A 13,855-nucleotide genomic window follows, 5' to 3' on the forward strand; every position below is an offset into this window, starting at 1 on the left:
GCTTGCCGCGGGACCACTGTCCGGCGCCCGCGCGGTTGCCGCGGGAACGGCGCCCGGCTCCCGCGCGGTTGCCGCTCGGCCTCCGCGCAGGAGTCGGCCTCAGTCCCCGCGGGGCGGGGACGTGCGTGCCGTCAGGAGACGGCCTCGGCCGCCTCGTTGACGGCCTCCTCGCCGCCCTCGGCCGCGGCCGGCTGGGCGGGCACGCTCAGGCCCGGGACGGACAGGTCCGGGACGGCCTTGACGGCCTCGAAGCCGGCCTCGATGGCCTCGGCGAGCGTGGCCGTGACCCCGTCCTCGAATTCGATCCGGGTGACCGGGACGTCGGCGTTCGTCGGGAGGGTGTCGTCGACGAACGCGATATCGGCGCGGCTCGCCTCCTTCAGGGTGACCTTCTCCTGATCGTTCACTTCTCGGTTCAGGACAAGCGAGAATCGGTGCGTCATGATTGGCCGCTCCTCTGGTGGATGCGAGATTATATTTCAGGCAAGGCGCAGGAATACTGCAGGCCGACTTCGACTTTATCGGCGGTCCGACAAAGGCACAAGATCCGACCGGAATTACGGCGGGGATTAGAAATCGATTAACGCCGACGGGAAATCAGCCGGTCCGGCCGAAACCCCCCGCGAAGCCATTCCCCCCGGCCGGCGCGGCACCCTTCGGGGAAACCCCCGGCGCAATGGCGGCCCGCTTCACCGGGACGGGCTCCTCACCGCGCTCCAGCCGCCGCCGCACATCGAGCGCCGTCGCGGGCGACACCCCGGCCGTCCTGGCCAACTGGCGCAGCGAGGCCTTCGGGTTCTCCCCGAGGAGCTCCGCCACGCGCAGCCGCCCGGCCGCGCCGTTCAACGGGCGGGACTTGCCGTCCCGGCCGATCCGGAATCCGGATTCCGCCACGGATTCCGACAGGCGCCGCAGCTCGGCAACGGTTCGCGCGCCAAGGCCGGTCGACTCCGCGACCGCCCGGTCGGACAGCGAGGGATGGGCCTGGAGGATCCGCAACGCCGCCTCGGCGCGCGCGGCCCGCTCCGCCGGCCGGCCGCCCCCGGAGGCCGTTTCGGATGCTCCGACCGGACCTCCCGGACCCCGGCCGCCATCCGCACCGACCGGAGTCGGAGCGGTGCGCAGGCGCTCCCCCATGCTGAACTCCCCCTTCAGAACACGCCGACCCAAGTCCCCATCGCGCCGGTACGACACCACCCGCGGAATCACCGGCAAATTGATTACTTCATTCGCGGAACCCGGCAGCGGGATTCAGAGCCCAATCCTTCCGCCCCTACCCACGCCCACCCCTCCGCGGCCGACCGGTGTTCAACTGCGACGCGACATCAGTTGAACACCCGACTGGCCCCCGCCGTCCAAACACCCCCCCGGGGTTCGATCAATATCGAAGCTTTCCGTTGATCATAGGCGCGGCTGTCACGGAAACGCAACACTTTCCTGACCCACCAATTCACGCCATTCCCTGCACCCACATCCATCACAACAGTCACGTCAGTCACATGAGTCACAGAAGCGGAATGCAACATGTCGGATTCCGTTTTCGCACGGTTCGGCCGGATGGTGCCGCCGGGCGCTTATCCGCAGCTGGGGAGGCGTGGGACGGGCGCCGCGGGCCCGGGGGCCTGGAAACGCGCGCTGCCTCCCGCGCACGACGGGAGGCAGGCGGAAGGCGACGGGGCGGCAGGCGAGGGCAGGCAGGCGGTGACGGGGTGTGACGGGCAGGGCCGCCGGGGAAGGGCGGCCATAGGCAAAGGCACTACCCGACGGCGGCCGGGCAACGGCCGACCGGCACACATGGGGAGAGCGCCCGCTCGGCGGCGGGCCCGGTCGGGGGCGCGCAGGCCGGACCGGGCCGCGGGGGAAGGGCGGCCGGAGCTTCCACGGCCGCCCCTCCGGCGGGGTGGCCGTGGGCGGGGGCTCTGCTCGACGGCGGCCGTGCGGCGGCCGACCGGTCAGGCCGCGAGCGGAGGCCGGTCGGCGGCGCGGCCCGGCCGGGGCCGGGCGCGGCGCTCGCCGCGGCCCGCCGGGTTCAGGAGACCGGCGGCAGCAGGCGGTCGGTGACGATGCGGACGATCTCGCCCTGGTGGTGGGCCAGGTAGAAGTGGCCGCCGGGGAAGACGTGCAGGGCGGAGCCGCCGGTGGTGTGGTCGCGCCAGGACCCGGCCTCGTCGACGGTCGCCTTCTCGTCGCTGTCGCCGACCAGGGCGTCGACCGGGCAGGAGAGCGGCGGCCCCGGCCGGTAGCGGTAGGTCTCGACGGCCTTGTAGTCAGCGCGGACCGCGGGGAGGATCATCCGCAGCAGCTCCGGGTCCTGCAGGGCCCGCGGGTCGGTGCCGTCCAGCTTGCGGAGTTCCGCGACGATGCCGTCGACGCCCCGGAGGTGGACGTCCTCGTCCCGGTGCCGGGAGGGTGCGCGGCGGCCGGAGGCGAACAGGGCGACCGGCGGGGTGCCGAGGTCCTCCAGGCGCCGGGCGACCTCGAAGCCGACGACCGCGCCCATGCTGTGGCCGAACAGGGCGAGCGGCAGGTCGCGGTGGGGCAGCAGCGCCTCGGTGACCTGCTCGGCCAGCGCCTCGACGGTCTCGACGCAGGGTTCGTGGCGCCGGTCCTGCCGCCCCGGGTACTGGACCGCGAGGACCTCGATCCCGGCCGCCGTGGCGGCGGACATCGGGTACCAGTAGCTCGCCGACCCTCCCGCGTGGGGCAGGCAGACCAGGCGGACTCGGGCGTCCGGGGCCGGGTGGAAGCGGCGGATCCAGCTGTCGGCCGCGCCGTCGGTGAGCGTCATGGTGTTCCGGTGGTCCCTTCTGGACGGGGTCCTCGCCCCGCCGGCGGGTCCTCCCCACTCCGAGCCTGGTGCAGGCCGGACGGCCGGACAACCCCTCACCACCACCCCCCTTCTCCCGCGGCGGAGCCGGCCGGGACAAGGGCCCGTAGGGGAACCGTAGGGGTGCGGCCCCCGCGGACGGCTGGACGAGACTGCCACGGGATACCGAATGATGCGTCACCCCTCTCTGTTCTCCGGGAGCCCCCAGCCTCCCGTGCTGTTTCCGCGTGCCCAAGGAGCCGTTGACATGCCGCGTACCGAGCTGATCAGGCCGCTGCCCGAACTGCTGCGCTCCCAGGCCGCGTCGCTGCGCGACAAGCCGGCCTTCCGGGACGGCCGCCGGTCCGTGGGCTACGCCGAGCTGGCGCTCCGGACCGGACGGCTGGCCGGCCACCTGGCGGCCCTGGGCCTGGGCCGCGGCGGGCGGGTGGCGATCCACCTGGACGCCGGTGTCGAGGTGGTGGAGGCCTACCTGGCCGCCGTCCGGGCCGCCGGTGTCGCCGTCCCGGTCAACCCGCACTCCAGCGACGAGGAGCTGGCCCACATCCTGGACGACAGCGGCGCCGCCGTGGTCGTCACCGACACCCGCCACCTGGACCAGGTGCTGCGGCTGCGGGCCGACCGGCCCGGGCTGCTGGTGGTCGTCTCCGGTCCGACGGCGCAGGCGCCGCAGGGGCCGCAGGGGCCGCAGGCGGCGCGGGACCTGCCGTCGTTCGAGGCGCTGGCCACCGTCGAGCCCCCCGTGCCGCCGCGCGACGACCTCGGCCTGGACGAGACCGCCTTCATGCTCTACACCTCGGGCTCCACCGGCGCTCCCAAGGGCGTGCTGTCGACCCAGCGCAGCTGCCTGTGGTCGGTGGCGTCCTGCTACGCGCCGCTGCTCGGGCTCTCCCGCGACGACCTGGTGCTCTGGCCGCTGCCGCTGTTCCACAGCCTGGCGCACATCGTCTGCGTGGTCGGCGTCACCGCGACCGGCGCGACCGCGCGCATCATGCCGGGCTTCTCCGCGGACGAGGTGCTGGCCGAGCTGCGCGGCGACGCGTACACCTTCCTCGCCGGGGTGCCCGCCCTCTACCACCACCTGCTGCGGGAGGCCGACGCCGGCCGGCTGGACATGCCGCGGCTGCGGGTCTGCCTGTCGACCGGCGCGGTGACCTCGGCCTCGCTGGCCCGGGACTTCGAGGACGCGTTCGGCGTCCCGCTGCTCAACAGCTACGGCTCCACCGAGACCTGCGGCGCGATCGCGACCGAGGCGCCGGGCGCCGAGCGGGTCTCCGGCTCGTGCGGCCTGCCGGTCCCCGGCCTGGAGGTGCGGGTGGTCGACCCGGAGACCGGGATCGACACCGCCCCCGGGACGGAGGGCGAGGTGTGGGTGCGCGGGCCGAGCCTGATGCAGGGCTACCACAACCGGCCGGAGGCCACCGCCGAGGCGCTGCGGGACGGTTGGTACCGGACCGGCGACCTGGCGGTCCGGGCGGCCGGCGGCCAGCTGACGATCAGCGGGCGGCGCAAGGAGCTGATCATCCGGGGCGGGGAGAACATCCACCCGGGCGAGATCGAGGACGTCGTCCGCACGGTGCCCGGCGTGCTGGACGTCGCCGTGGCGGGCCGGCCGGACGAGGTGCTCGGCGAGGTGCCGGTCGCGTTCGTGGTCGCCGCGCCGGAGGGCGTCGACGCCGAGCTGGTCTTCGCCGCCTGCGCCGAGCAGCTGTCCTGGTTCAAGGTGCCGCAGGAGGTCCGGGCGATCGCCGCCGTGCCGCGCACCGCCTCGGGCAAGGTCACCCGGCACCGGCTGTTCGACCAGCCCGGCACCCTGCTCGGCGCCCGGGGCGTCCGGCAGGAGTCGCTGTACCGGATGGACTGGGTGCCGCTGCCCGCCGGGTCCGTGGAGCCGGTGCGCGCCGCGCTGCTGGCGAGCCCGTCGGACGGAGCCGCCCGGCTGAACGGACTTGACGGACTTGACGGCCTGGGCGGACCGGACGGATCGGACGGATCGGGCGGCCTGGCGGTCGACCGCTACGCCGACCTGGCGGAGCTCACCGCGGCCGGTGCGCCCGAGGTCGTCTACCTGCCCTGGCCCGCCGCCGGCGCGGAGCCGGTCGCGGACGCGGCCCGGCGGACCGCCCGCGAGGCCGCCGAGCTGCTGACCCGCTGGCTCGCCGACGACCGGCTGCGGGAGACCCGCCTGGTGGTGCTGACCCGGGGCGCGCTGGCCGTGCACCCGGGCGAGGAGGTCCCGGGGCTGGCGCAGGCTCCGCTCTGGGGGCTGCTGCGCGCCGCGCAGACCGCGCACCCCGGCCGCTTCACCGTGGCCGACCTGGACGGCGAGGCCGCCTCCGCGGCAGCCCTGCCGGCCGGTCTGGCCACCGGCGAGCCGCAGTTCGCCGTCCGCGGCGGGGTGCTGCGGGCGCCCCGCCTGGTGCCGGTCACCGCCGCCGCGTCCGGCCGCCGCCTCGACGGCACCGTGCTGGTCACCGGCGCCGGCGGGACGGCCGCGGCCGCGATCGCCCGGCGGCTGGTCGCCGAGCACGGCGTCCGGCACCTGGTGCTGGCCTCCACCACCCCCGACTCGGCCGCGCTGGCCGTGGAGTTGAGCGAGTCCGGCGCGGAGGTCACCCTGGCCGCCTGCGACGCCGCCGACCGCGCGTCCGTCGCCGAGCTGCTCGCGGGCGTCCCGGCCGAGCAGCCGCTCACCGCGGTGGTGCACGCGGCCGGCTCCCCCGGGCCGGCCGCCGGCGGGCAGGCCGACCGCTGGGTGCGGACCGGCGTCGACGGCGCGGTGGCCCTGCACGAGCTCACCGCCGGGCTCGACCTGACGGCCTTCCTGCTGGTCTCCTCCACCGGTGCCCTGCGGGGCGCGGACGACGGCGACCACGGCGGCTGCGCCGCGTTCCTGGACGCGCTGGCCCAGCACCGCCGCGCCACCGGCCGGCACGCCGTGTCGCTGGCCTGGGATACCACCGACCCGGGCGCCGTGTCCGACGCCGAGCTGGGCGCGCTGCTGGACTCCGCGCTGGGCGGCGCCGACACCCCCGTGGTCGCCACCCGGGACACCACCGGCGTCCTCTTCCGCGACCCGGCCGCCGCCGACGGCGCGGCGGACACCGTGTTCGCCGCCCGGCTGCGCGCGCTGCCCCGGGCGGAGGCCCGGCAGACGCTGCTCGGCCTGGTGCGGGCCGAGGCGGCCGGCGTGCTCGGCCGGGGCCTGCCGCGGACGATCGCGCCCGAGCGGGCCTTCAAGGACCTCGGGGTGGACTCCGCCTCGGCCGTCCGGCTGCGCAACCGGCTGCGGACCGCGCTCGGCCTGCGCCTCCCGGCGACCGTGGTCTTCGACCACCCCACCCCGGCCCGGCTGGCCGGCTTCCTGCTCGCCGAGCTCCTCGACGAGGCACCGGCCCCGGCCGCCCCGGCCCGTCCGGCGGTGGCGGACGAGGACCCGATCGCGATCGTCGCGATGAGCTGCCGCTACCCGGGCGGAGCCATCACTCCCGAGGCCCTGTGGCAGCTGGTCGCCGAGGGCCGGGACGCCGTCTCGGAGTTCCCGACGGACCGCGGCTGGGACACCGACGCCCTGTTCGGCGGCGCCCCCGGATCGGTCGGCAGCTCCTCGGTCCGGGAGGGCGGATTCCTCTACGACAGCGCCGACTTCGACCCCGACTTCTTCGGCATCAGCCCGCGCGAGGCCCTCGCCATGGACCCGCAGCAGCGGCTGCTGCTGGAGACCTCCTGGGAGGCCATGGAACGGGCCGGGATCGACCCGGAGGCCCTGCGCGGCAGCCGGACCGGCGTGTTCACCGGCGTGATGTTCCACGACTACGCCAGCCGGCTGCCCCGGGTGCCCGAGGAGGTGGAGGGGTACCTCGGCACCGGCACCGCGGGCAGCGTCGCCTCCGGCCGGGTGTCGTACACCTTCGGCTTCGAGGGCCCGGCGATCACCGTGGACACCGCCTGCTCCTCCTCCCTGGTGGCCCTGCACCTGGCGGTCGCGGCCCTGCGGCGCGGGGAGTGCGACCTCGCCCTGGCGGGCGGCGTGGCGCTGATGGCGACGCCCGAGGTGTTCGTCGAGTTCAGCCGGCAGCGCGGCCTCGCCGAGGACGGGCGCTGCAAGTCCTTCGCCGCCTCCGCCGACGGCACCGGCTGGGCCGAGGGTGCGGGTGTGCTGCTGGTCGAGCGGCTGTCGGACGCCCGCCGCAACGGGCACCCGGTGCTGGCCCTGGTCCGCGGCACGGCGGTGAACCAGGACGGCGCGTCCAACGGGCTGACCGCCCCGAGCGGCCCGGCGCAGGAGCGGGTGATCCGCGAGGCGCTGGCCGCCGCGGGCCTGGCCCCGGCCGAGGTCGACGCGGTGGAGGCGCACGGCACGGGCACGAAGCTGGGCGACCCGATCGAGGCCAACGCCCTCCTCGCCACCTACGGCCAGGGCCGTGAACTTCCGCTGCTGCTCAGCTCGTTGAAGTCGAACATCGGGCACGCCCAGGCGGCCGCCGGGGTCGGCGGCATCATCAAGATGGTGCTGGCGATGCGGCACGGGGTGCTGCCGCGGACCCTGCACGTGGACGCGCCGACGCCGCACGTGGACTGGTCGGCGGGCGCGGTGGAGCTGCTGACCGAGGACCGGGAGTGGCCGGAGACCGGCCGTCCGCGCCGGGCCGGCGTCTCCTCCTTCGGCGTCAGCGGCACCAACGCCCACGTCATCATCGAACAGCCCGTCGTGGAGGAAGGCCCCACCGGCGAGCCCGCCGCGCACGGCGTGCTGCCGCTGCTGCTGTCCGCGAAGTCGGCGGACGCCCTGCGCGCCCAGGCCGCGCTGCTCCAGGAGTCCGAGGCCGCCCCGCTCGACCTCGCCCACTCGCTGGCGACGACCCGCTCGCTGTTCAACCACCGTGCGGTGGTGCTGGGTTCGGACCGTACCGAGCTGACCGAAGGCCTCCGGGCGCTCTCCGAGGGCACCGAGAGCGCCGCCGTGGTCGAGGGCACCGCCTCCACCACCGGACGCACGGTGTTCGTGTTCCCCGGGCAGGGCTCGCAGTGGGCCGGGATGGCCGTCGAACTCCTCGACAGCGAGCCGGTGTTCGCCGCACGGATCGCCGAATGCGCCGACGCCCTGGCCGAGTTCACCGACTGGAAGCTCGTCGACGTCCTGCGCGGCGCCGAGGGCGCCCCCGGCTACGACCGGGTGGACGTCGTCCAGCCCGCCCTGTGGGCCGTCATGGTCTCCCTCGCCGCGCTCTGGCAGGCCCACGGCGTCCAGCCCGACGCCGTCATCGGCCACTCCCAGGGCGAGATCGCCGCCGCCACCGTCGCCGGCGCGCTCTCCCTCCAGGACGGCGCCCGGGTCGTGGCCCTGCGCTCCCAGGCCATCACCGCCATCGCCGGAAACGGCGGCATGGTGTCGCTCTCCCAGTCCGCCGAGGACGCGCTCGCCACCATCGCGCCGTGGGCCGACCGCGTCTCCGTCGCGGCCGTCAACGGCCCCTCCTCCGCCGTCGTCGCCGGGGACGCCGACGCCCTGGACGAGCTGCTGCGGCGGTGCGCCGACGACGGCACCCAGGCCCGCCGGATCAACGTCGACTACGCCTCGCACTCGGCCCATGTCGAGGCCCTGCAAGCCGAGTTGCTCGACCTGCTCGCCCCCGTCACCCCGCGCGGCGCCGACATCCCGTTCTGGTCCACCGTCGACAGCCGCTGGCTGGACACCACGACGATGGACGCCGCCTACTGGTACCGCAACCTCCGCCAGACCGTCCGACTCGCCGACGCCACCCGCCAGTTGGCCGAACAGGGCCACGACCTCTTCATCGAGGTCAGCCCCCACCCCGTCCTCACCGGCGCCATCCAGGACACCCTCCACCACACCACCGCCCACACCCTCGGCACCCTGCGCCGCGACCACGGCGGCACCCGCCGCTTCCTCACCTCTCTCGCCGAAGCCCACGTCCACGGCGCCCCCGCCGACTTCACCCCGCTCCTCACCGCCGGCCACCGCACCGACCTCCCCACCTACCCCTTCCAGCGCAACCGCTACTGGCTGGAGGCGGCCCCCGGCGCCTCGGACGTGACCGCCGTCGGCCTGGCCGCGGCCGACCACCCGATGCTCGGCGCGGCCGTCCCGCTCGCCGACGGGCACGGCCACCTGCTGACCGGCCTGATCTCGCGCACCACCCACCCGTGGCTGGCCGACCACACCGTCATGGGCACCACCCTGCTGCCCGGGACCGCCATGGTGGACCTGGCCGTCCGGGCCGGTGACGAGGTCGGCTGCGGCCGCCTCGACGAACTCACCCTGGAAGCCCCGCTGGTGCTGCCCGAGCAGGGCGCCGTCCAGGTCCAGGTGGTGGTCGGCGAGGCCGACGCCACCGGCGCCCGGCCGGTCGGCCTGCACTCGCGGCCGCAGGACGCCGCGGCCTCCCGGCCGTGGACCCGGCACGCCGCGGGCACCCTCTCCCCCGCCGCTCCCGCCGCCCCCGCGGACCTCACCCAGTGGCCGCCGGCCGGCGCCGAACCGCTGCCGGTCGAGGACCTGTACGAGCGGCTGCCCGCCGGGTACGGACCGGCGTTCCAGGGGGTCCGCGCGGCCTGGCGGCGCGGCGAGGAGGTGTTCAGCGAGGTCGTGCTGAGCGAAGAGGTCGCCGACCGGTCGGCCCGCTACGGGCTGCACCCCGCGCTGCTGGACGCCGCCCTGCACGCCATGGACCTCGGCGCCGTCCGGCACCGCGAGGAGTCCGCCGAGGGCCATCTGGCGTTCGCCTGGAGCGGGGTCTCGCTGCACGCCGCCGGCGCGACCGCCCTGCGGGTCCGGCTCTCCCCGGCCGGTCTGGACTCGGTCGCCCTGGAGGCCTCCGACGAGCACGGCGTGCCGGTGGTCTCGGTGGAGGGCCTGGCCGTCCGGCCGGTCTCCTCCGACCAGCTGCGCGCGGTCCACACCGGGCCCGACGGCGACTCGCTGTTCCGCGTCGACTGGACGGACCTGCCCGGGGCCGCCCCGGTCACCGGCCGCTACGCCCTGGTCGGCGAGGACGCCCTCGGCCTGGCCGCCGGGCTCACCGCGGCGGGCAGCACGGTGGACGCGTACCCCGACCTGGCCGCCCTCGCCGCCGCCGACGGCGCCGCCCCCGACACCGTCCTGCTGCCCCTCGCACCTTGCGCCGCACCGGAGTTGGTCCCCGCCGTGCAGGCGGCCACCCACGCGCTGCTGGGCCTGCTCCGGCAGTGGCTCGCCGAGGAGCGGTTCGCCGAGAGCCGGCTGGTGGTGCTGACCCGGGGCGCGGTGGCCGGGGACGCCCCGGAAGACGGCTTGGCGGACGGCCCGGGCGACGGCCTGCCGGACCTGGTGACCGCCCCGCTGTGGGGCCTGGTCCGCTCGGCGCAGTCCGAGCACCCGGACCGCATCGTCCTGGTCGACCTGGACGGGCAGGACGCCTCCTACCGCGCCCTGCCCGCCGCCCTGGCCGGCGACGAGCCGCAACTGCTGCTGCACGGCGGCGCGGTCCGGGCCGCGCGGCTCACCCGGGTACGGCCCGCCGAGGAGGGCGCCCCGGCGCTCGACCCGAACGGGACGGCCCTGGTCACCGGGGCCACCGGCGGCCTCGGCGTGCTCGCCGCCCGCCACCTGGTCGCCGCCCACGGCGTCCGGCACCTGCTGCTGACCAGCCGCCGCGGCGAGGCCGCCGAGGGCGCCGCCGAACTCCTCGCCGAGCTGCGCGCGACGGGCGCCGAGGTCACCCTGGCCGCCTGCGACGTCGCCGACCGCTCCGCCCTCGCCGAGCTGCTCGCCGGCATCCCCGCCGAGCACCCGCTCACCGCCGTGGTGCACACCGCCGGCATCGTCGACGACGGCGTGATCGAGACGCTCACCGACGGGCAGTTCGACCGGGTGCTCGCGCCCAAGCTCTCCGGCGCGCTCAACCTGGCCGAGCTCACCCGCGACGCGGACCTGGCCGCCTTCGTGCTCTACTCCTCCGCCGCCGCCGTGTTCGGCGCCGGCGGGCAGGCCAACTACGCCGCCGCCAACGCCTTCCTCGACGCCTACGCCCGGCACCTGCGAGCCGAGGGCCGGCCGGCCGTCTCGCTGGCCTGGGGCCTGTGGGCGGAGCGCAACGGCATGGGCGGCCGGCTCACCGGCACCGACCTGCGCCGGATGGCCGGCGTCGGCACCGCGGCGCTCTCCGCCGAGGAGGGCCTCGCCCTGCTGGACGCCGCCCGCGCGGCCGGCGAAGCGGCGCTGATGCCGATCCGGCTCGACCTGGCCGCCGTGCGCGCCCAGTCCGACGCCGTCCACCCGCTGCTGCGCGGCCTGGTCCGCACCCGCTCGGGCCGTCGGCGGCCGACCGACCGGGCCGGCGGCTCGGCCCTCGCCCAGCGGCTGGCCGGGCTGACCGGGCCCGAGTGCGACCGGGAGCTGCTGGACCTCGTCCGCGCCACCGCCGGAACCGTGCTCGGGTACCCGGCCGGCACGGCGGTGGACCCCGAACGGACCTTCAAGGAGCTGGGCTTCGACTCCCTCACCGCGGTCGAGCTCCGCAACCGCCTGCACGGCTCGACGGGCCTGCGCCTGCCCGCCACGCTGATCTTCAACTACCCGACCCCGAAGGCCCTGGCTGGCCACCTGCGCGAGCAGGTGCTCGGCGACCGGCTCCCGACCGCCGCACCGGCCGCGGCCACCACCGCGGCGGCCCGGGACGACGACCCGATCGCGATCGTCGGCATGGGCTGCCGCTTCCCGGGCGGGGTGCGCACCCCGGAGGACCTGTGGGAGCTGGTCCTCGCCGGGCGCGACGCGGTCGGCGCCCTGCCGACCGACCGCGGCTGGGACCTCGACGGGCTCTACGACCCCGACCCCGACCGGGTCGGCACCTCGTACACCCGCGAGGGCGGATTCCTGTACGACGTCGCCGAGTTCGACGCGGCGTTCTTCGGGATCAGCCCGCGCGAGGCGCACGCCATGGACCCGCAGCAGCGGCTGCTGCTGGAGACCTCCTGGGAGGCCTTCGAGCGGGCCGGCGTCGACCCGGTGTCCGTCCGGGGCGGGCAGGTCGGCGTGTTCGTCGGCACCCACGGCCAGGACTACGGCACCCTGCTGGCCGCCGCCCCGCCCGGCAACGAGGGCTACCTGGTCACCGGCAACGCGGCCAGCGTGGTCTCCGGCCGGATCTCCTACGCGCTCGGCCTGGAAGGGCCGGCCGTGACCATCGACACCGCCTGCTCCTCCTCGCTGGTGGCGCTCCACCTCGCCGTCCAGGCGCTGCGCGCCGGCGAGTGCTCGATGGCGCTCGCGGCCGGTGCCGCCGTGATGGCCACCCCCGAGGGGCTGGTGGCGTTCAGCCGCCAGCGCGGCCTCGCCGAGGACGGGCGCTGCAAGGCCTTCGCGGCGGCCGCCGACGGCTTCGGCATGGCCGAGGGCGTGGGCGTGCTGCTGGTCGAGCGGCTGTCGGACGCCCGCCGCAACGGCCACCCGGTCCTCGCGGTCGTCCGGGCCACCGCGATCAACCAGGACGGCGCCTCCAACGGGCTCACCGCGCCCAACGGACCCGCCCAGGAACGCGTCATCCGCCAGGCCCTGGCCACCGCCGGTCTCACCGCCGCCGACGTGGACGCCGTCGAGGCGCACGGCACCGGCACCCGGCTCGGCGACCCGATCGAGGCCAACGCCCTGCTCGCCACCTACGGCCAGGACCGCGAACTGCCGCTCCAGCTCGGCTCGGTGAAGTCCAACCTCGGCCACACCCAGAGCGCGGCGGGCGCGGCGGGCATCATCAAGATGGTGCTGGCGATGCGCCACGGGGTGCTGCCCCGGACCCTGCACGTGGACGAGCCGACGCCGCACGTGGACTGGTCGGCGGGCGCGGTGGAGTTGCTGACCGAGGAGCGGGAGTGGCCGGAGACCGGCCGTCCGCGCCGGGCCGGTGTCTCCTCCTTCGGCGTCAGCGGAACCAACGCCCACGTCATCCTCGAACAGCCCTCCCCGGAGGCCCCGGCGGGCGAACCGACGGCGCACGGCGTGCTGCCGCTGCTGCTGTCCGCGAAGTCGGCGGACGCCCTGCGCGCCCAGGCCGCGCTGCTCCAGGAGTCCGAGGCCGCCCCGCTCGACCTCGCCCACTCGCTCGCGACGACCCGCTCGCTGTTCAACCACCGTGCGGTGGTGCTCGGTTCGGACCGCACCGAGCTGACCGAAGGCCTCCGGGCGCTCTCCGAGGGCACCGAGAGCGCCGCCGTGGTCGAGGGCACCGCCTCCACCACCGGACGCACGGTGTTCGTGTTCCCCGGCCAGGGCTCGCAGTGGGCCGGGATGGCCATCGAACTCCTCGACAGCGAGCCGGTGTTCGCCGCACGGATCGCCGAATGCGCCGACGCCCTGGCCGAGTTCACCGACTGGAAGCTCGTCGACGTCCTGCGCGGCGCCGAGGGCGCCCCCGGCTACGACCGGGTGGACGTCGTCCAGCCCGCCCTCTGGGCCGTCATGGTCTCCCTCGCCGCGCTCTGGCAGGCGTACGGCATCCAGCCCGACGCCGTCATCGGCCACTCCCAGGGCGAGATCGCCGCCGCCACCGTCGCCGGCGCCCTCACCCTCCAGGACGGCGCCCGGGTCGTGGCCCTGCGCTCCCAGGCCATCACCGCCATCGCCGGAGCCGGCGGCATGGTCTCCATCGCCCTCCCGGCCGAGGACATCGACCTCACCCCTTGGCAGGACCGCATCTCCGTCGCCGCCGTCAACGGCCCCTCCTCGGCGGTCGTCGCCGGAGACGCCGACGCCCTCGACGAACTCGTCGAGCGCTTCACGGCGGACGGCATCCGCGCCCGCCGGGTCACCGTGGACTACGCCTCGCACTCGGCCCATGTCGAGGCCCTGCAGACCGAGTTGCTCGACCTGCTCGCCCCCGTCACCCCGCGCGACGCCGACATCCCGTTCTGGTCCACCGTCGACAGCCGCTGGCTCGACACCACGACGATGGACGCCGCCTACTGGTACCGCAACCTCCGCCAGACCGTCCGACTCGCCGACGCCACCCGCCAGTTGGCCGAACAGGGCCA

Annotated in this window: 4 protein-coding genes; 1 reads left to right on the top strand and 3 read right to left on the bottom strand. The window is 75.8% G+C overall.

What is annotated here, in order from left to right; translation table 11 throughout:
* Positions 1–131 precede the first annotated feature (131 nt).
* The 3 genes from ACWDD9_RS34060 to ACWDD9_RS34070 all read right to left on the bottom strand — a co-directional run bounded on the left by ACWDD9_RS34060 (position 132) and on the right by ACWDD9_RS34070 (position 2,788).
* Entirely contained in the window at positions 132–407 is a 276-nt protein-coding gene (locus ACWDD9_RS34060; protein WP_198959456.1) for a hypothetical protein, read from the bottom strand.
* Positions 408–597: 190 nt separating this feature from the next.
* On the bottom strand, positions 598–1,137 hold the full coding sequence (locus ACWDD9_RS34065) for a hypothetical protein (RefSeq protein WP_143204652.1): 540 nt from the start codon (positions 1,135–1,137) through the stop codon (positions 598–600).
* An 892-nt stretch (positions 1,138–2,029) separates the two neighbouring features.
* Positions 2,030–2,788 carry a thioesterase II family protein gene (locus tag ACWDD9_RS34070; RefSeq protein WP_049660158.1) on the bottom strand — a complete coding sequence of 253 codons (759 nt, stop codon included), beginning with the start codon at positions 2,786–2,788 and terminating at the stop codon, positions 2,030–2,032.
* Between the two features lie 286 nt (positions 2,789–3,074).
* Here ACWDD9_RS34070 and ACWDD9_RS34075 point away from each other — a divergent pair.
* Positions 3,075–13,855 (top strand): SDR family NAD(P)-dependent oxidoreductase (locus ACWDD9_RS34075; RefSeq protein WP_449813750.1); only part of this gene is annotated, 10,781 nt, incomplete at its 3' end.

It is taken from the genome of Kitasatospora sp. NPDC001119, from assembly GCF_053598475.1.

What these genes read in the sequence shown, in the direction of transcription:
- ACWDD9_RS34065 (WP_143204652.1), bottom strand. Translation starts at nt 1,137, where the DNA reads ATGGGGGAGCGCCTGCGCACCGCTCCGACTCCGGTCGGTGCGGATGGC.
- ACWDD9_RS34070 (WP_049660158.1), bottom strand. Translation starts at nt 2,788, where the DNA reads ATGACGCTCACCGACGGCGCGGCCGACAGCTGGATCCGCCGCTTCCAC.